The organism is Rhizobium anhuiense, from assembly GCF_003985145.1.
GTDB lineage: Bacteria > Pseudomonadota > Alphaproteobacteria > Rhizobiales > Rhizobiaceae > Rhizobium > Rhizobium anhuiense.
This window is the reverse complement of sequence record NZ_ML133521.1, coordinates 1,215,635-1,233,953: the sequence shown is the minus strand read 5'-3', so window position 1 is coordinate 1,233,953 and position 18,319 is coordinate 1,215,635. Positions and strand designations below refer to the sequence as shown.

Genomic DNA, 18,319 nt, shown 5'->3' with positions numbered 1-18,319 from the left:
AATAGATAGCGACCCATGCAGGCATCGCATAGGTGCAGTGATGCATTGGCGCTGCAACAATCGAAGGTCTCGTACTATATAGAACTCATCGAAGCGAACGAAGCGCCAAGGACTGGCAGCTAGGCTTCGAAAGCCCACGGAAAGGGGATCATCATGAACGTAGCACGCTCTTTTAACAACTGGCGCAAGTACCGTCAGACGGTCGCTGAACTGGGTCGCATGTCCGCACGCGAACTGGACGACCTCGGCATCGGCCGCAGCGAAATCCGCAATGTCGCCCGCGCAGCCATCGCCCGCTAACGGCAACTAAGACTACGCATTTTCGAGACTGTGCCCAGCGCCTGCTTCCTCCCGAGCGGGCGCTTTGCTTTTGTGTTTCCGGTGGATGGATCACGGGCAGTCGAGGTGCCCGCTTTTCGCATAACGCATAGCTGCCTTGCAAAGAAATGCCTATCAACTGGGCAAGAAATAAGTATGATTATTTCTATCGAAGCGATGCACCTCCTCCCGCATCCCTTCGATATACAGGCGCCCCATCCTCCTCCCAGGGTCGTCTGTGGAACGACAGCACTCCTCCTCCCAGCTGTCGTTCGGTTCTTTTCGAAAGCCTGCCGCACCTCCTCCCGCGGCAGGCTTTTTCGTTTTGGCCGACAGAAATTCTAGCGGGGCTGAGAAACGAGCACCTGCGATCCGTCGCTTGGGAGGTGACAGTTTTCCCGTTTATTGTTGATTTTATTCCCTATTTTCCCGGTCCGCTTGCTGCCGCGCGCGAGCCTGCAGAAACATATTGACTCCGAACTTGTCGTACAACTATGTAACCGTATGGTTCATTGCCGAGCGGAGCGGACGGTCGAACCGAGCCGGCTTTCGCGACAGCAACAACGCTTGACGACAACGAAAACTGAGGAATTCGACATGCAGACCGACGTCAGACATGCCTCCCATCCCGAGGCAGTGCGCAATTTCGACACCGAAACGCTGCGGCGTCACTTTCTGGTCGAGACGATCTTCGAGGGCGGCGAGATCCGGCTCACCTATTCCCATTACGACCGCATGGTCATCGGCGGCGCCACACCGCTCGATACCGGGCTGACACTGACGGCGCCGACGGCGATCGGACAGGAAACCTTCCTTGCCGAGCGTGAACTCGGCGCGCTGAACATCGGCGGCGCCGGCCGTATCGTCGTCGACGGTACCAGCTACGATCTCGCCAAGTATGATTGCCTCTATGCTGGCAAGGGTGCCAAGGATATCCGGTTCGAGAGCGCCGATGCCGCCAATCCGGCAAAGTTCTATCTGGTCTCGACTCCGGCCCATCAAACGCACCAGACCGTGTTGCTCACCCGCGAAAAGGCCCGTCACCTGACGCCCGGTGAAGCCGCGACGGCCAACAAGCGGTCGATCTACCAGTTCATCCATCCGGACGTCTGCCAGTCCTGCCAGCTCACGCTCGGCTTCACCATGATCGAGCCGGGCAGCGTCTGGAACACCATGCCGGCCCATACGCATGACCGCCGCATGGAAGCCTATCTCTATTTCGATCTCGAAGCCGAGCAGCGCGTCTTCCACTTCATGGGCGAGCCGCAACAGACCCGGCATATGCTCGTCGCCAACGAGCAGGCGGTCATCTCGCCGCCCTGGTCGATCCATTCGGGCGCCGGCACCAAGAACTACAGCTTCATCTGGGCGATGGCCGGCGACAATAAGAGCTTCACCGACATGGACCATATCGCCATTGCGGATCTGAGGTGAGCGCCGTGGCCAATCCCTTCGACCTGTCCGGCAGGACTGCCGTCGTTACCGGCGCCAATACCGGCCTCGGCCAGGCGATCGCGGCGGCGCTGGCCGAGGCCGGCGCGTCGATCGTCGCCGTCGGCCGCTCCTCGATGGACGAAACCGAGGCGCTGGTGAAGCAAGCGGGAAGCCGCTTCCATGTCATCAAGGCCGATCTCGCCAGCATCGAACCGGTAAAGGGGATCGTCGCCGAGACCATCCAGACTTTCGGCGGCCTCGACATCCTCGTCAACAATGCCGGCATCATCCGCCGTGCCGATGCGCTCGACTTCACCGAGGAGGACTGGGATGCGGTGATCGACGTCAATCTGAAGACCGCCTTCTTCCTGTCGCAAGCGGCCGGCCGCCATATGGTCGAGAAGGGCAGGGGCAAGATCATCAACATCGCCTCGCTGCTCTCCTTCCAGGGCGGCATCCGGATCCCGTCCTATACCGCCTCGAAAAGCGGGCTTGCCGGACTGACCAAGCTGCTGGCCTGCGAGTGGGCCGGCAAGGGCGTCAACGTCAACGCCATCGCCCCCGGCTACTTCGTGACCAACAACACCACGGCGCTGCGCGAGGATGCCGACCGCAATGCCGCCATCCTTGCCCGCATCCCGGCCGGGCGCTGGGGAACGCCGTCCGAACTCGGCGGTGCTGCCGTATTCCTGGCATCGTCGGCGTCCGACTACGTGCATGGAACGGTGCTACCCGTCGATGGCGGTTGGCTGGCGCGGTGATCCGCCCATTGAACGACGACTGCATAGTTCAAAGTGCGACAGCGCCGCGCGTCTGAGAAGATACGCGGCGCTGTCGGCATAGAGCTGCCGTTGCTCGATCGCGAGCTTGAGGGCTTGGCGGAGCGTGAGGAACAAGCGCTGGAGGAGGACTAACGCCTATGCTGGCACAGCCCAGGCGCCACTTTTGGGTGACTACATCGCCTAACCTATTGACGCGTGCATGAATGTGCACATATACATTCTTAATGACGCAGAATTCCACCACAATCGATAGCTCCTCTATGAGTCGCCAAGCTGCGGCCGACAAAATTGCCCGCATCCTCGATGCGCAGTTCTTCCGCGCTCTGTGCGAACCCGTCCGCATCGAGATCATATTGGTCCTGATCCGAAAGGGCCGATCGGATGTTGGTGCCATCGCCGAAGAGCTTCCGCAGGACCGCTCGGTGATCTCTCGGCATCTCCAAGTGCTCGAACGCGGGGGGATCGTGTGCGCCAGCCAGGAAGGGCGGCATGTGTTCTATGAACTTGACGCTTCCGCCAGCGTCCAGCGCTTTGAGGCAATCCTGGGCCAGCTCAGAGCTCTGCTGCCGCTGTGTTGCCCGGCCAAGCCGCGATAGATCGATAGAGTTTTGCCATAAATATGCATAAGGACGCACAGATGCATGTACTATTTATTGCTCCCGTGCAGCCTCGGATCGCAGGCGCGCCATGTTGATCGCCGCGACAACTTTCATGAGCTGCACAAGCACTGGCATTCCAGTCCTTCTTGGCGGCGCATCTCTACCGCACCGATCCATCTTGCCGACGCGTGCAATCGCTCGGGAGGTTCGCGGCCTGCTGTGACCACCCTGTGGTCGGGATCAGGAATTTCTACGCTCCCTCTCCATTCTGAAGAACGCTTATCGCGACGTAGGTTGCAAAAGAGGTATTTTCCAAATGACAGCTGTTCAAAATCTGGATGCACTGGTCATCGGCGCAGGTCAGGCGGGGCTCGCGGCCGCCTGGCACCTACAACGCGCGGGTCTGAACTTCCTTGTTCTGGAAGCGTCCGACGCCGTCGGTGGAGCGTGGAACCTCTATTATGACAGCCTCACACTCTTTTCGCCGCGGCGCTTCTCCGAGTTGCCCGGAATGGCCTTCCCCAAGGCGGCAGGTGAATGTCCGCGCAAGAATGAGGTCAGCGCCTATCTTGCGGCCTATGCCGACCGTTTCGGCTTCCCAATCCGCACGCGCTGCAACATCGTATCGGTGCGGCATGATGGTCAGCTATTCACGGCTCTGAACGATGGCGGCAACGTGTTCGAAGCTGCCAACGTGATCGTCGCAGCAGGCGGTTTCGCCACGCCAAACTGGCCGAAGATACCCGGCGAAAACACATTCAAGGGAACAACCCTCCACGCCTACGCCTACCGTAACCCGACAGGATACGAGGGAAAGCGCATCGTTGTGGTGGGAGGGGGCAACTCCGCTGTCCAGATCGCGGCCGAGCTGGCGGATTGCGCGGACGTGACCCTCGCCACGCGGCAACCAATCAAATATCTGCCTGCGCGCGTGCTTGGCGTGGACCTGCACTATTGGCTCTGGCTGACGCGCTTTGACCGCACCCGCCTGTTCAATGGCGAGGGAACGCCGGTTCTCGATAACGGCACTTATAAGGCCATCATCGCGGCGGGCCGTCCGCGACACCGCGCGATGTTCAGCCGCTATACCGAAAACGGGGTCGCTTGGCCGGATGGCGAGGAGAATGAGATTGATGCCGTGATCTATGCGACCGGCTACCGCCCCACGGCCAGCTTCCTCGCAGAGCTGCTGGGCGCGCTCGATGTCGACGGCCGGCCCAGGCAGCACAACGGGGTTGCCGATCTGGTACCGGGTCTGTTCTTTGTCGGCATCCCCAATCAGCGTAATCTTGCGTCCGCCACCCTGCGCGGCGTCGGCCCGGATGCCGCCTATATCGTCAGGGCAATGAAGCGACGCTGATGGCCGCCGCTATCCGTGGTGATGCCGGCGGAAAACATGGCGAAGAGCTCCGCCCAGCGTTACGATTCACGAGATGATGCTGATGATAGACCGACACCTGCGACCGGAAACCTATGCCAAGGCGACCGCACCATTGTCCACTCCTCCAGCTGCGAGGGCCGCGGCATAGGCGGCATCCACGATTGCGCGTCTGAGCGCTGAAGGCGAAATGTGGTCGTGGTATATTTATGTCGCCCGGCGATTCTCCATTAACATTCGTTCGACTTCCGCAGAATTTTCAAGAAGGCAAACATGTTTGACAGGCAACCGGTTTTCGAAAATCAGCGCGTCCATATTCGTCCGCTTACCCAAGGGGATTTTGACGCACTTTATGCGGTCGCATCCGATCCGCTGCTTTGGGAGTTGCATCCGGCATCAAATCGCTGGCGGAAAGACGTTTTCATTGAGCTTTTTAATGCCGCCCTTGATTCAGGCGGGGCGCTGGCCGTGATAGACAAGGCTGCGAACCGGATCATTGGTTCGTCTCGCTTTAACATGCCCAATGTGAAATCTTCCAAGGCGGAAATCGGTTGGTCCTATCTCGCCAGGGATTATTGGGGCGGCGCTTGGAACCGCGAAATTAAGCGGATTTTGATGAGTCACGCATTCCGGTTCGTCGATACTGTCTACTTCCGCATTGCGGAGGCAAGCATGCGTTCGCGCCGGGCAACTGAAAAGCTCGGCACGCGCCTGATCGAAGAGACGGAAATCATCAGAATGCCTGACGGAACGCCAGTCCTCCACGTCTTTTACGAGATCACGAAAGACGAATTTGCAGCCCAGGCATTGCTTCCGTCCCGCGAGGTCTAGGCCTTTCTCGTGAAGATAAAGACGTAACAGTGACGGCTCTCGTTTCAGCAGTGCCCGCTGATCACAAACCATGGTCGGCCGACTGCGATGAGACCACGTCTTTACTCGTCGAAGAGCGAAACTGCATTGCTTTTAGAAAGGAGGAAGTGCCACTAATAACCTCAGGCGCAAGGATTGTCTGTTCGGCCAGTTAGCCGCAACTCGGCCGCCGCTGGTTTGAAATCACAAACTAAAAGCCAGAGCCGTGACCGGCGTCGTTTTGCCTTTCCTGCCGGCATGCGTTAGCAAAAGGAAATGAGGCCGGCGCAGCCGCATCGACACGCAGGATTCAATAGGGATGACGGACAGGGACAAGGCGGTCTTCAACACCATGCGGCAGCCGGCCAATAACCTGCGCAGCGGCCTTGCGGATACGTTGACGGCGCAGATCGAGTCCGGCGACCTGAAACCCGGCCAGCGTCTGCCGACCGAACAGGCGATCATGCAGGCGACCGGCGTCAGCCGGACGATCGTTCGCGAAGCGCTCGCCGCGCTGCGCGCGAAAGGCCTGATCACCACGCGGCAAGGCCTTGGGGCTTTCGTCGCGAACGATCCGACGACCCGATCCTTCTCCATCATTCCCAACGACCTGCAATCGATCGACGAGGTTCTGCGCGTGCTGGAGCTGCGCATGGGGATCGAATACGAAGCCGCCGGCCTTGCCGCGCTGCGGCGCACGTCGGAGGACATCGACCGCATGCAGGATCGTCTCGATGCCCTCGACAGGGCGCTCGAGGAGGGCGGATACGGCGCGCAGGAGGATTACGCCTTTCACAGGTCCATTCTGGTCGCGACGCAGAACTCCTATTACAGCCGCCTTTTCGATACGTTCGGGGACATCATGGTGCCGCGGCAATGGGCGCGCCTGGACAAGATGACGGCAGCCGAGCGCAAGCGCCATGCGGCACGCATGCGCCGGGAACACCACGCGATATTCGCGGCGATCCGTGACCGCGAGGAGGCCGCCGCACGCCGGGCTATCCGAACCCACCTGTCGAAAAGTGCGGCGCGCTTCGAAGAGCTACGCGACGCTACGGTATAATCCTTTTTACAGCTCAGGCTTCGGCTTCATCAGCCGCCGCCAGGCGGCGTGGTCGGTGTGCAGATCGACGGAAGCGTGGATCGCCGGAAGAAGCGGCTTGCGTTTGCGCCGGCCGAAGCGCCGTTTGAAGCCCAGGATATTTTCGACGAAGCTCCTGGTGTAGAGGCCGGGGCCGCTCGAATAGATGCGCCATCCGCCGTCGACGGCGATCTCTCCCGCCTTGACACGCTCCCATTCGGCCGCCGCCTGGTAGCGGTCATGGAAAGCCGCATCGCTGCTGCTGAAATAGGTATTGCGCTGGCGCAGCGACGCATGCGGCAGCGCTGACGTGATCGAAATCGGATTGACGACGGCGATCGCCTTCCAGAGCTCTTCCATCTCGGCCTCCAGCGCCAGCGTTTCGCAATAGCGCAGATGCGCATGCACATACATCAAGCCGATCTCGCGGCCGAAGAAGGAGGAGGATTCGGCTCGGCGAAACAGCGTCTCGGGTCCGCCGGCATAGGTCGCCGGCTTCTCCATCAGCCGCACGCCGTCGGGGAAGAGCAGATGCTCTTTAATCAGCTTCATATGATCGCGTCTCTGCGCCGGCGTGAACAGGCCGCCGAGCATTGCCTGCGTCATCGAGATCAGCGAGAAGTGCAGGCCGGTGCGCCGATCGCTCGGATGCAGCAGCAATTCGACGCCGTCATGGGCGGGATCGAAGATGCCGTAGCCGGCAACGACGCCGTCACGCACGAGATGGCGGTTGAAATCCCGGCGCATCGCCGTTGCGATCTTCCTCAAGCCCTTGGCCTTATCACCATGGCCAAGGCGGCGCAGGATCGCGGAATAGCGGACGATCTGCTCGTAGAGCAGGGCGACGGTCCAGCTGCTGACCATCCAGTCGCGCAGATGCGGATCGGCCGGCTGCAAAGAATCGTTCCAGTCTCCCTCGCCGTAGCGGATCAGATGCGTTCCCGGGATGAAAGCTTCGCGGACGGTATCGAGCAGCTTCTCGACATGGATGGCGATGGTATCGGCTTCCCTCGCCCTGGCCATCGTCTTTTCATCGCGCCAGGAGACTTTCTCGTCGAGGATGGCGAGATCGCCGGTCGCCTCGATATAGTCGCAGAGCGCCTTCAGCGGCCAGACGACGATATCGCCGTGGCTATCGCCCGCCCGGATATTGGCATAGGGCTCCAGCATGAACCATTGCGGCCAGTCGCCTTTCTCCAGGTATTGTTCGCTGAAGACGGTCTTCAGCACCTCTTTGGCCTCGCGATCATGCTCATAGGCGAGCAGGAATTCGATCGGACCCTGGCAGGCGTCGCGTGTACCCCAGGCAGCGCCGGTATATTGTTCGAGGCCATGCGGCACGCTCAGATGAACGATGGCATCATGCGCGAGCCAGGGCAGCAGGGCCGTCTGCGCCGCAAGATCAGGCAAGGTGCTGCCGATCGTTACGCCGCGCACGGCGTTGCGCCAGAATCTTGATGCCGGCGCAAGCATGGCCTCGTCGGTGACGCCGGCCTCATAGCGTTGCGCCAGGTGCTCGGCTTCCGCCGCATCGGTCATCGAACCGACGACGGCGAAGGAAAGCACCTGCGTCGGTCGGGATCGGAGCGCGACGAAGGCGCCGTTGCGCGCCACCCCATCGCTATAAAGCAGTTCGTCGCCGCCGATCTCCTCGATGGCCTCGGGTGTCGAACTTACCAGCCAATAGCTGGCATCGGGATAACGCTCGCCCCAGAGCCAGGCCGGGTCCGGCCGGAAAAGGATGCGTTTGCCCGAGGTGTCGAATTCGATCTGGCCGCCCGCATCATATTCGCGCTCGCCGAGCACGACATGGCCGAACACCAGGAAGCGGCACGGCGTGCCCTCGACGGAAATGGTCCACTGCATCGCCGCATCCTCGCCGGAGGCGACCGCCGAAACGATGATCGTGCGTTCGGGGAGGCGATAGATCCAGCGGCAATCGCTGAGACCCATTTCGAAAGCCGACGGCACCGCCAGCAGCTGCCAGCCGGCGCCAAGATCCGCCATGATGCGCAGCCCGCTGGCGCGCGTCAGATTGTAGGGGTCGCGGGACACGGAAAAGAGTTTGTGAAAGGAGGTGTTGCCGATCGTCAGCTGCGCGGCGAAAATGCCCTGCATCCAGCAGGTCGCGGCAAGCGTCGCATCGTCGAGCAGCATATTCTGGCCGCTACGAACGATCGCGCCGTGGCGGCGGGCCACCATGAGTTCCTTGTCGCGCAGCACGACATGGCGGTTCAAAACGCCGTCGGAGACAAAAAACGACAACAGCTTTCCGCCGCCCCGCTCTTCGAGGCTGCGCTGGGGATAAAGCTGGCTGATCGCGTTTTTGTCGAGCGTTTCGGCCTTCAGCAGGGCGGCATCCTGCAGCAGGCTGCGCACCGGCGCCGCCTCTGCGATATCGGCGGCCGTATTGTCCGTCGTCGCCAGCCCATCGAGCCGCGAAAGATCGGCATCGCTCGACGCCTCGGGATGATCGGCGGCAAAGACGGCAAAGAAGGTCGCGGTCACACCGCTTGCCGGCACGGAGAGCGCTTTCGACTGGATGGCGGGACATGCCGTCTCCTGCTGGCGCCGTTTGCTTGGCAGGCTGGTGCCGAAGGGGCCGACCAGCAGATCATCGAGACGGTTCTTCGCCTGCACCAGCTGGATCGCATCCGTGGCATAGGCAGCCGCGCCATCGACGCAGCCCTGCGCGAGCCAGGGATTGCGGGCGCCCGACTGCTTGAGATTTTGCCGGTTCATCACCACAGGGCCGAATGTCTGATGATCGGCAATATGGTGATCGACATATTGCGAGGCATAGGCTTCGCTGTTCATCAGGAAGCCGCGATCGCCGAGACCGACGTCCTGGATCAGCACCAGATCCGCCGGCAGCGTTCCCTCCTTCAGATGCCGGATGGAGACGCGCCAGAACCAGGCCGTTTCGGAAGGATGCAGCTCAAGACGGACGGCGTAGCCGATATCGCCTGTTTCGCCGCTCCAGGAAAGGCTCGTCACATCGTGCCCGAAGCCGCCATTGGCGCGTGGCCCGACAATCTCGACGACCTCGGGTGCCGCGCCGCCGATGCGCAGATAAAGGCGACCGATGCCGCCAAACAGCGGCGAGCCCTGGATCTGGTTGATCTGCACCGATCCCTTGTCGTCGGCATATTCGATGGCAAACAGCGTGCCGTTCGGCAGGGCCGATACCGACAGGCCGGACCCGTTGCTGATCGTGACGAGGCCAAGCTCCTCGCGTCGGGGCATTTGAAAACTGCGCGTAAGGTCCGGGGCCATTGAGATCTCGTCGATTGGCTTCAGAGGGGAACTGGAGGATGACGCAAAATGATTGAGAGAAATCTTACCGGCGATCGGAAGATCGGCAACTTATCACCTTGGTTTTCACGTTGACGCCGGCCGCCTGGCGAAGGGGACTGAGAGCAGGGCGCAGCCGGTCATGACGGCGATGACCAGCCAGGCTTCGTTGATCGCCTGGACGCTTGCCGCGGTCTGGACCAGCGGATCGAGCACCGCCGTCGTGTCCGCATCGAAGCTGCCGCTATGTCCCGATATGGCCTGGAGAGGTGCGCCGACAAATGTCGCAGCCTCGATATCGCCGGTTTGAAGACGGGTCCAGAGGCTTTGTCCCAGCGGTTCCGAGCGCGTGTAGATGATGGTGTCGATCAGCGCGATGCCGATCGCCCCGCCGAGATTGCGCATCAGATTGAAAAGACCGCTCGCATCGGGGATGCGATCCGGCGGAAGCGTGCCGAGCGCCAGCCGCGTCGGCGGCAGCAGGCAGAACATGATGGCGACGCCGCGCACGACCTGCGGCCAGAACATCGCGTCATAATCGGAGCGGGGATCCTGAAACGCGCTCATTCCGACACCGATCGCAAACAGGGCGAAACCGGCGGCCGACAGCAGCCGCGCATCCATGCGCTTCTCCAGCGCCACCGCGATCGGCGCGGTGATCAGTTGCGCAATGCCGGTGACCAGCATCGTCATGCCGATTGCGAGCGCGTCATGTCCCCTGATGAAAGCGAGAAAGACCGGCATGAGATAAACCGAGCCGAAGAGGCCGATGCCGAGCACGAAGCTCAGCACCGAGCCGACGAGAAAGTTCCGGTCGCCGAAATTGCCGAGATCGACGATCGGCCGGCTTCGGTAGAGCGTTCGCCCTATGAACGCGCCTCCCGACGCAAGACAGAGGGCCAGCAGGCCGAGCACATAGGCCGAGGTCCAGCCGCTGGTCGGCGCCTCTTTCAGGCTGAGTTCCAGGCTCGTCAACGCGGTCGCCATCAAGAGAAGCGACAGAACGTCGAGATGCCCAAGCTCGGACGGATCGGCCGCCTGCCGCGGCAGGAAGCGCGCCGCCAGAATTGCCGAGACGATGCCGGGGATGATGTTGATCAGGAACAGCCAATGCCAGGAATAGGTCTGCGTCAACCATCCGCCGACGATCGGCCCGACGGTCGGCGCCAGCACCGCCAGCACGCCGGCGATGGTCGTCGCCAGCGCCTGTCGCTCGTTCGGAAAGAGGATGAACACGGCTGAAAATACCGAGGGGATCAGGGTTCCACCGGAAAAACCCTGCAGCACCCGCCAGGCGACCAGCTCACCGAAACTGCCGCTGGCCGCGCAGCCGGCGGAGGCGGCGACGAACAGGCTGATGGCGGTGACGAACAGCCACCGCATCGTCAGAAGCCGCGTCAACAGGCCGGTGAGCGGGATCGCCACCACTTCGGCGATGAGATAGGCCGTCTGTATCCAGCTCATCTGATCCGGATCGATGCCGAGCGCCGACTGAATGGTCGGCAGCGATGTCGCCACCACCTGGACGTCGAGGATCGCCATGAACATGCCGACGCACATCGCCAGAAAGCCGAGCCAGACGATGGCGGGCGTTTCACCAGAACGGGCAGATTCAAGTCGTTCCGACATGCGATGATCCCGCGCACTGCATTCTTCGCTCCCGACTGCGAAAGCCAAGGCTGATCGCGTTTACGATCGAGACGACCGACGGCATGGTTCAAGCAAAGAAATGGACCGCGATTCCGCCAATCGCGACACCATAGTTCGGATGAGGACGGAAGCGATAGAGCCTGCCCACACAAATACGTCACCAACGCAATCGAGCCTGACCGGGAAGGCCAGGCTCGATGTTCGATCGGCGAATGCGGTCCGGGCGTTCTATGCGCCCGGCTCCTTTTGCGGCCAGGACGATTAGCCGCGGAAGAGCGACAGGATGTTCTGCGACGACGAATTCGCGATCGACAGCGACTGGATCGCCAGCTGCTGTTGTGTTTGCAAGGCGGAGAGTTTGCTCGACTCCTCCTCCATATCGGCATCGACCAGCCGGCCCACGCCCGAGTCGATCGAATCGGAAAGCGCACCGACGAAGTCTTCCTGCAGGTCGATGCGCGTCGAGATCGAACCCAGTTGCGCACCGGCAGAGGTCATTGCCGATAGCGCGGATTCGATGGTCGACAGGGCCGACTGGATCTGACCGGTGGTGAAGTTCGTGATATCGAGCGAATAGACGGAATTGCCATATGCATCAGCCGTTCCGAGAATCCCCGTGGAGGTTTCGATCGACCCGCCGCTCATGCCGAACAACACATTGCCCACGGAGCTGGTATCCAGGGTGTATTCCGTCATTTTAACGGAAACGGCGCCGGAACCGTCGCGAACGAAGGAGGATACGACACTTTTCGTGCCATCCGCGCCCGCAACCCAGTTCTCGCCCGAGAACGACGCCGACTGGGCAATGCTCGCCAGCTGTTCCTGCAACTGGCTGATTTCTTCCTGGACCTTGGACTTGTCGACACCGTCCTCGGTTGCTGCGACGAGCTTGGATTTGATCTCGTCGACGACGTCGATCGCATTGTCCATGGCCGTATAGGCCGTATCGACCTTTGCTGCGCCGAGGCCGAGCGCGTCGGACACGGCGGAGAGCGCCTTGTTGTCAGACCGCATCGTGGTTGCGATCGACCAGTAAGCGGCGTTGTCGGATGCGGTGTCGACCCGGTAACCGGTGGAAACACTGTTCTGTGTCGTTTCGAGATTGGAGTTGATGCTGCGCAGCGTCTGAAGGGCAGACATCGCTGAATTGTTCGTATTGATGCTCGTCATGGGAAATTCGCCTGCTTCGGAGGTTGAATGTGTTGCATCCCGGGGAACATCCCGGCCGTGGCGAGCAGCCTCATGCTTATCGATCCGTGTTTCCGATCAATTCGCCACCGTTGGGTTAATTATCGTACTTAAAAGTACCTTAATGGTTAACGCGGCGCGCATGGCCCGATATTTTTCTCGAAACGGGACGTGAAACCTCGGAAGACCCTGATCCGCCGGCCATCTCACGGGCGAATCCTGCATTGATTTCTGCCGAAGAGCTGAGCCGAAAGGTCGCTGCAGAAATTTGAGATCGGCAATTGACGGGTCGGCGGGAAACTGACTATCAATATTAAATCAATTTGATTGACTCCAAAAATAAAGCACAAGGGGAACGTTGGAATGAGATCGAGCAAGAGGGCAATCCGCAATATTTCCGTGTGTGCCGGCTGGGCAGTAGCAACCGCCCTGACGGCATTCGTCGTTTTTGGAGCGGGGGGTGCAGCCGCTGAATCGGTGCTGACGATGCACATCGAAGAGCAGACCAGCTGGGTGCAGAACTTCAATCCCTTCGACCTGGCCGGCCGCCGGCAGAGCACGATGGATTTCATCTACGAGCCCCTGGTCATCTTCAATGCCGAGGATGGCGGCAAGCCGGTGTTTCGCCTGGCGACTGATTATAAATTCTCCGAGGATATGAAATCGGTGACCTATACGCTGCGGTCAGGCGTGAAGTGGTCAGACGGCCAACCGCTGACGTCGGCCGACGTGAAATACACGATCGATCTGATGCTGAAGAACGCCGCCCTCGACACTGTCGGCGTCGGCGAGAGCGTTGCCTCCGTCGAAACGCCGTCGCCGACCGAGGTCAGGATCGATCTCAAGGCGGTGAATTCCGATTTCCCGGAATCGCTTGCGGATCTGGCCGTCGTTCCCGAGCATATCTGGAAGGACGTTTCCGATCCGGTCGCCTTCAAAAACGAGAAGCCTGTGGGCTCCGGCCCGATGACGGAGCTGCGCCGCTTCACGCCGCAGGTCTACGAGCAGTGCCGCAACCCGAATTACTGGGATGCTGCCTCGCTGCACGTCGACTGCCTCCGGCTGCCGCAGATTTCGGGCAACGACCAGATGCTTGCCATCCTGCCGGAAGGCAATATGGACTGGATCGGCTCCTTCATCCCGCAGATCGACAAGACCTTCGTCGCGCTCGATGCCGATCACAACGGCTATTGGCAGCCGCCGGCCGAAACCGTCGCCTTCCAGATGAACTTCAAGAGCGGCAATGAAGGCAACCTCGAGGCCTATAAGGACCTGAATTTCCGTCACGCCTTCAGCCTTGCCATGGACCGCGCATCGATGGTCGATATTGCCGGCTTCGGCTATCCCGTCGTCAACGAACATGCGACCGGCCTGCCGCCGCGCTTCGAGACCTGGCGCAACAAGGGCGCCGAAGGCGACAAGGACGCCTTCATGGGCTTCGATACCGAGAAGGCCAACAAGATCCTCGACGATGCCGGCTACAAGAAAGGCGCCGACGGTTTCCGCACGACGCCAGGCGGCAAGCCAATCGCCTTCCCGATCATCGTTCCGAACGGCTGGACGGACTGGATCGACGCGGTGCAGATCGCGGTCGAAGGGCTGCGCGCCGCCGGCATCAACGCGTCGGTTGCCACGCCGGAATACGAACAATGGCGCAAGCAGATCATCGACGGCAGCTTCGAGGTCGTCATGAACTCCCGCGCCGACGGCGCAACCCCGTTCCGCGGCTATTATCAGAGCCTGTCGACCGCCTATGGCGGGCGCATCACCGGCGCGCCCTCGCGCTATTCGAACCCGAAGCTGGACGCCCTTTTCGATCAATATCTGAAGGCAACGTCGGAGGATGATCACAAGAAGATCTTCAACGACATCCAGCTGCTGATTGCCGACGACTTCCCCGTCGTGCCGGTGTTCAACGGGCCGACCTGGTATCAGTTCTCCAGCAAACGCTTCACCGGCTGGGTCACCGACAAGGATCCCGTCATGAATCCGGAGGATCATGACAATAACCGCATGCGCCTGATGCATTTGCTGCGCCTCAAGCCGGTCAGCTGAGCCTCGCGAAGGAGCGGAAATGCGCGTTTCGAGCCGGCGCCTCGGCGTCTATGCGGTCGCCCTGGCGTTCGCGATCGTCATGAACTTCATCCTTCCCCGGCTCATGCCGGGGAGTCCGGTCGATGCCATGGTCGCCCAGCTCGGCCCGCGGGCGACACCCGCGGCCGTTGAGGCGATCAAGGCGCGCTTCGGCGCGGTCGACCAGCCGATGCTCTGGCAGTTCGTCGATTACGTGAAGGGGCTTGCGACCTTCCATCTCGGCGTCTCGGTCAAATATTATCCCCAGACCGTCGTCCAGGTTCTTGGCCGCTCGACGCTCTGGACGGTCTTTCTCGTGACGACCGCGATCATCTTTTCGCTCTGCGTCGGTGTCGTGCTTGGCGCGATCTCGGCCTGGCGCCGCGGCGGGCGCTTCGACACGATCGTCTCGCCGCTCTCCGTGATCATGATTTCGGTGCCGCCTGTCATCGTGGCGCTGACGACGCTGTTCGTCTTCGCGGTCTCGCTGCGCTGGTTTCCTGTCGGCTATGCCTATGATCCGAACCTCGATCCTGCCTTCGATTTCACCTTCGTCGGCAGCGTCTTTGCCCATGCGATCCTGCCGGTGCTGACGCTGTCACCGTTCCTGATCGGCGAATTCCAGACGACGATGCGCTCGTCGATGATCTCGGTGCTCGGCGAGGATTATGTGACTATGGGGCGTGCCAAGGGCCTCAGCCACCTCACGGTCATGTTCGGTTACGGCGCGCGCAATGCCATGCTTCCGGTGCTGACCAACCTGGCGCTGATGCTCGGCGCCGTCTTCGGCGGCTCGATCGTTACCGAGATCGTCTTCAACTATCCCGGCTTGGGACTGACGCTCTATACTGCGAGCATCGCCCGCGATTACCCGGTCATCCAGGGACAGCTACTGCTGATGACGCTCGCGACGCTCGGCGCCAATTTCCTCGTCGACCTCATTTATGGGCTCGTCGATCCCAGATTGCGGGAGGCCGTATAATGGGCTTCGGACTCCGGCCTATTCTCAGGCAGAAGAAGGCGCTGGCCGGCCTCGTCATCATTGTTGCCCTGTGGCTGATGGCGCTGTTTGCGCCGATCGTCGCGCCCGGCGAGCCGGGAGCGCGTGTCGGGCGGTCGCACCAACCGCCATCGATCGAACATGTCATGGGCACCACGAAGATGGGGCGGGACGTCTATCGCCAGTTCGTCTGGGGCGCCCGCAGTTCTCTCTCCGTCGGCTTTGCCACGGGGATTGCCATCACCGTGCTCGGCACGGCCATCGGCCTCGTCGCCGGTTATGCCGGCGGCAGGACCGATGCGGTGCTCGACCTTGCGACCAACGCCGTGCTTGTCGTGCCGAACATGCCGCTCTTAATCCTGCTCGCCTCCTTCGCCGGCACGGTGGGGCCGATGACGATCATGGCGATCATCGCGCTGACCTCCTGGCCCTGGGGCGCCCGCATGACGCGCTCGCAGACGATGGCGCTTCGCAACCGTGATTTCGTCACGGCCTCCAAGATGATCGGAGAGCCGGCCTGGCGCATCATCTTCGTGGAAATCCTGCCGAACCTGACGACGCTGATCGGCATCAACCTCGTCGGCAGCATCATCTACGCCATCGTTGCCCAGACGACGCTCGAATATCTCGGCTTTGGCGATCCCTTGAAGGTCTCCTGGGGCACGATGCTCTACAATGCCCAGAATTCCTCGGCGATCATGGTCGGCGCATGGTGGGACATCGGCGTGCCGGCAGCAGGCATCGCACTGACGGGGCTTGGCCTTGCGCTTTTGAATTTCACCTTAGACGAGATCGCCAATCCGCAGCTGCGCTCCGGCCCGGCGCTGACGCGCTGGTTCCGCCTCACCCGCGCCCGCAACCGGGAACTGGAGCTTGGCCGATGAGCGACAATCTGCTGGAAATCGACAAGCTCAATGTCGACTATCTCGTCGACAAGGGAGAGTTTCGCGCCGTCAGGGACGTCTCCTTCACTATCGGCCGCGGCGAGATCTTCGGGCTGGCCGGTGAATCCGGCTGCGGCAAGAGCACGATCGCCTATGCCATCACCCGTCTTTCCAAGGCGCCGGCCTGGATCAGCGGCGGCAGCATCCGGCTCACCGGACAGGATCTCCTGAGGCTGCCGGAACGCGAGCTGCAGCGTATCCGCTGGAAGCGCATCGGCATGGTCTTTCAGAGCGCGATGAATTCGCTCAATCCACTGATGCGGGTCGAGGCGCAGTTCCACGACGTTCTCTCCCGGCACACCGGTTGTTCGCGCGAGGAATCAAGAGCTCGGGCCGAGGAGATGTTCCGCCTTGTCGGCATTCCCACCCATCGCATCGGCGATTACCCGCACCAGTTCTCCGGCGGCATGCGTCAGCGCATCGTCATTGCGATCTGCCTGGCGCTGAGGCCCGAACTCATCATCATGGACGAGCCGACGACCGCGCTCGACGTCGTCGTGCAGCGGGAGATCCTCGAGCAGGTCGTCGATCTGCAGCGGAGCTATGGTTTCTCGGTGCTCTTCATCACCCATGACCTGCATCTGATGGCGCAGCTCTGCCAGCGCATCGGCGTCATGCTGAAGGGCGAACTCGTTGAAGTGGGCGACGTGCGGCAGGTCGCCCAGGCGCCGCTGCACGCCTATACCCGCAAGCTCTGGAATGCCATTCCACAGCTTCCGGGCAATCCGCATCTCTCGGGGGTCCTGGCATGAAAGCGGAGACTGATGCTGTTGTCACGGATGCCGTGATCCGGCTCGAAGACATCAAGCGCAATTTCGGCCCGGTCCAGGCGCTGAAAAGTGTGTCCTTCTCGCTCTTTCCCGGCCGGGCATTGGCGCTGGTCGGCGAATCCGGCTGCGGCAAGACGACCTGCGCCCGCATCATCGCGCGTCTGGACAAGCCGACCGGCGGCAGGCTGTTTTTCCGCGGACAGGATCTGACCGCCCGCGGCGAGGCCAAGGATGAGCATCGCTACCGCCGAGAGGTGCAGATGGTCTTCCAGGATCCGTTCTCGTCGCTCAACCCGGCCTTCACCGTCAGCCATCATCTGGCGCGGCCGCTGCAATTGCACCGGCAGAACGGCGCGAGGGCGGATCTTGCCGAAGAGATTGCCAGCCTGCTGGCAAGCGTGGGGCTGGAACCCGATTTGACCCGGCAAAAATTCCCGCATGAGCTTTCGGGCGGGCAGCGGCAGCGCGTCAACATCGCCCGCGCGCTGGCGGTCGCGCCGAGCGTGTTGGTCGCCGATGAGCCGACCTCGATGCTCGATGTCTCCATCCGCAAGGACATTCTCGATCTGCTCGCCACAGTGAAGCGTGAAAACGACTTGGCCATGCTCTATATCACCCACGACATCGCGACGGCCGCACATGTGGCCGAGGAGATCGTCGTGATGTTCGCCGGTCAAATGGTCGAATGGGGCGATACCGATGCCGTCCTCTCCGATCCCCGCCATCCCTATACGCGGTTGCTGCTTTCAGCCGTTCCGGATGGCAGCCGGCCGTTCGTGACGGGCGGAAGCGCGCGTTTCCTCGAACAGGCGGAAAAGGTGCGCTCGCTCAGCCGTCCTGAGTCCACCGTCGTCGAGCAGGTCGGCCCCAATCATTTCATGCGCGCGCTTGGCGGCTCGAATGCCGGAATGCTCGAGAGCTGATTTTCAAAAGGCCAATTCTCAAAAGGCCAATCCTCA

The 18,319-nt window shown here is 61.3% G+C and carries 15 protein-coding genes; 12 read left to right on the top strand and 3 right to left on the bottom strand.

Going from position 1 to position 18,319, the window contains the following annotated elements:
* The first annotated feature begins 153 nt into the window (after positions 1-153).
* From EEQ99_RS05970 to EEQ99_RS05935, 7 genes are all read left to right on the top strand, one after another.
* Positions 154-300 carry a DUF1127 domain-containing protein gene (locus EEQ99_RS05970; RefSeq protein ID WP_003548073.1) on the top strand — a complete coding sequence of 49 codons (147 nt, stop codon included), beginning with the start codon at positions 154-156 and terminating at the stop codon, positions 298-300.
* 615 nt (positions 301-915) lie between these two features.
* On the top strand, positions 916-1,752 hold the full coding sequence (gene kduI, locus EEQ99_RS05965) for a 5-dehydro-4-deoxy-D-glucuronate isomerase (protein ID WP_127430138.1): 837 nt from the start codon (positions 916-918) through the stop codon (positions 1,750-1,752).
* Entirely contained in the window at positions 1,749-2,513 is a 765-nt protein-coding gene (kduD, locus tag EEQ99_RS05960) for a 2-dehydro-3-deoxy-D-gluconate 5-dehydrogenase KduD (RefSeq protein ID WP_280178053.1), read from the top strand. Before kduI ends, kduD begins: the two co-directional genes overlap by 4 nt.
* A gap of 245 nt (positions 2,514-2,758) precedes the next feature.
* On the top strand, positions 2,759-3,130 hold the full coding sequence (locus EEQ99_RS05955; RefSeq protein ID WP_127430137.1) for an ArsR/SmtB family transcription factor: 372 nt from the start codon (positions 2,759-2,761) through the stop codon (positions 3,128-3,130).
* Between the two features lie 319 nt (positions 3,131-3,449).
* Positions 3,450-4,493: a flavin-containing monooxygenase gene (locus EEQ99_RS05950; RefSeq protein WP_127430136.1), complete on the top strand. Its 1,044-nt coding sequence runs from the start codon at positions 3,450-3,452 to the stop codon at positions 4,491-4,493.
* 291 nt (positions 4,494-4,784) lie between these two features.
* Entirely contained in the window at positions 4,785-5,342 is a 558-nt protein-coding gene (locus tag EEQ99_RS05940; protein WP_127430135.1) for a GNAT family N-acetyltransferase, read from the top strand.
* 337 nt (positions 5,343-5,679) lie between these two features.
* Positions 5,680-6,423: a FadR/GntR family transcriptional regulator gene (locus tag EEQ99_RS05935; RefSeq protein WP_127430134.1), complete on the top strand. Its 744-nt coding sequence runs from the start codon at positions 5,680-5,682 to the stop codon at positions 6,421-6,423.
* Between the two features lie 6 nt (positions 6,424-6,429).
* On the opposite strand, the gene EEQ99_RS05930 is transcribed toward EEQ99_RS05935, so the two are convergent.
* The 3 genes from EEQ99_RS05930 to EEQ99_RS05920 form a co-directional block, all read right to left on the bottom strand.
* Complete coding sequence (locus EEQ99_RS05930) at positions 6,430-9,717, bottom strand: GH36-type glycosyl hydrolase domain-containing protein (protein ID WP_127430133.1); 3,288 nt, start codon at positions 9,715-9,717, stop codon at positions 6,430-6,432.
* Positions 9,718-9,822: 105 nt separating this feature from the next.
* A complete protein-coding gene (locus EEQ99_RS05925) occupies positions 9,823-11,364 on the bottom strand; it encodes a DHA2 family efflux MFS transporter permease subunit (RefSeq protein ID WP_127430132.1) in 1,542 nt (513 codons plus the stop codon).
* Between the two features lie 282 nt (positions 11,365-11,646).
* On the bottom strand, positions 11,647-12,555 hold the full coding sequence (locus EEQ99_RS05920; protein ID WP_063476216.1) for a flagellin N-terminal helical domain-containing protein: 909 nt from the start codon (positions 12,553-12,555) through the stop codon (positions 11,647-11,649).
* A 381-nt stretch (positions 12,556-12,936) separates the two neighbouring features.
* Between EEQ99_RS05920 and EEQ99_RS05915 the strand changes: the two genes are divergently transcribed.
* The 5 genes from EEQ99_RS05915 to EEQ99_RS05895 are packed head-to-tail and all read left to right on the top strand — an operon-like array spanning position 12,937 to position 18,283.
* Positions 12,937-14,628, top strand: a complete 1,692-nt coding sequence (locus tag EEQ99_RS05915; RefSeq protein ID WP_127430131.1) for an ABC transporter substrate-binding protein — start codon at positions 12,937-12,939, stop codon at positions 14,626-14,628.
* Between the two features lie 19 nt (positions 14,629-14,647).
* Complete coding sequence (locus EEQ99_RS05910; protein ID WP_127430130.1) at positions 14,648-15,628, top strand: ABC transporter permease; 981 nt, start codon at positions 14,648-14,650, stop codon at positions 15,626-15,628.
* On the top strand, positions 15,628-16,530 hold the full coding sequence (locus EEQ99_RS05905) for an ABC transporter permease (RefSeq protein WP_127430129.1): 903 nt from the start codon (positions 15,628-15,630) through the stop codon (positions 16,528-16,530). Before EEQ99_RS05910 ends, EEQ99_RS05905 begins: the two co-directional genes overlap by 1 nt.
* Positions 16,527-17,342: an ABC transporter ATP-binding protein gene (locus EEQ99_RS05900; RefSeq protein ID WP_127430128.1), complete on the top strand. Its 816-nt coding sequence runs from the start codon at positions 16,527-16,529 to the stop codon at positions 17,340-17,342. The genes EEQ99_RS05905 and EEQ99_RS05900 overlap by 4 nt, the downstream gene beginning before the upstream one ends.
* On the top strand, positions 17,339-18,283 hold the full coding sequence (locus EEQ99_RS05895) for an ABC transporter ATP-binding protein (protein ID WP_097630900.1): 945 nt from the start codon (positions 17,339-17,341) through the stop codon (positions 18,281-18,283). Before EEQ99_RS05900 ends, EEQ99_RS05895 begins: the two co-directional genes overlap by 4 nt.
* Positions 18,284-18,319: the final 36 nt, after the last annotated feature.

What these genes read in the sequence shown, in the direction of transcription:
- EEQ99_RS05970 (WP_003548073.1), top strand. Translation starts at nt 154, where the DNA reads ATGAACGTAGCACGCTCTTTTAACAACTGGCGCAAGTACCGTCAGACG.
- kduI (WP_127430138.1), top strand. Translation starts at nt 916, where the DNA reads ATGCAGACCGACGTCAGACATGCCTCCCATCCCGAGGCAGTGCGCAAT.
- EEQ99_RS05955 (WP_127430137.1), top strand. Translation starts at nt 2,759, where the DNA reads ATGACGCAGAATTCCACCACAATCGATAGCTCCTCTATGAGTCGCCAA.
- EEQ99_RS05950 (WP_127430136.1), top strand. Translation starts at nt 3,450, where the DNA reads ATGACAGCTGTTCAAAATCTGGATGCACTGGTCATCGGCGCAGGTCAG.
- EEQ99_RS05940 (WP_127430135.1), top strand. Translation starts at nt 4,785, where the DNA reads ATGTTTGACAGGCAACCGGTTTTCGAAAATCAGCGCGTCCATATTCGT.
- EEQ99_RS05935 (WP_127430134.1), top strand. Translation starts at nt 5,680, where the DNA reads ATGACGGACAGGGACAAGGCGGTCTTCAACACCATGCGGCAGCCGGCC.
- EEQ99_RS05930 (WP_127430133.1), bottom strand. Translation starts at nt 9,717, where the DNA reads ATGGCCCCGGACCTTACGCGCAGTTTTCAAATGCCCCGACGCGAGGAG.
- EEQ99_RS05925 (WP_127430132.1), bottom strand. Translation starts at nt 11,364, where the DNA reads ATGTCGGAACGACTTGAATCTGCCCGTTCTGGTGAAACGCCCGCCATC.
- EEQ99_RS05920 (WP_063476216.1), bottom strand. Translation starts at nt 12,555, where the DNA reads ATGACGAGCATCAATACGAACAATTCAGCGATGTCTGCCCTTCAGACG.
- EEQ99_RS05915 (WP_127430131.1), top strand. Translation starts at nt 12,937, where the DNA reads ATGAGATCGAGCAAGAGGGCAATCCGCAATATTTCCGTGTGTGCCGGC.
- EEQ99_RS05910 (WP_127430130.1), top strand. Translation starts at nt 14,648, where the DNA reads ATGCGCGTTTCGAGCCGGCGCCTCGGCGTCTATGCGGTCGCCCTGGCG.
- EEQ99_RS05905 (WP_127430129.1), top strand. Translation starts at nt 15,628, where the DNA reads ATGGGCTTCGGACTCCGGCCTATTCTCAGGCAGAAGAAGGCGCTGGCC.
- EEQ99_RS05900 (WP_127430128.1), top strand. Translation starts at nt 16,527, where the DNA reads ATGAGCGACAATCTGCTGGAAATCGACAAGCTCAATGTCGACTATCTC.
- EEQ99_RS05895 (WP_097630900.1), top strand. Translation starts at nt 17,339, where the DNA reads ATGAAAGCGGAGACTGATGCTGTTGTCACGGATGCCGTGATCCGGCTC.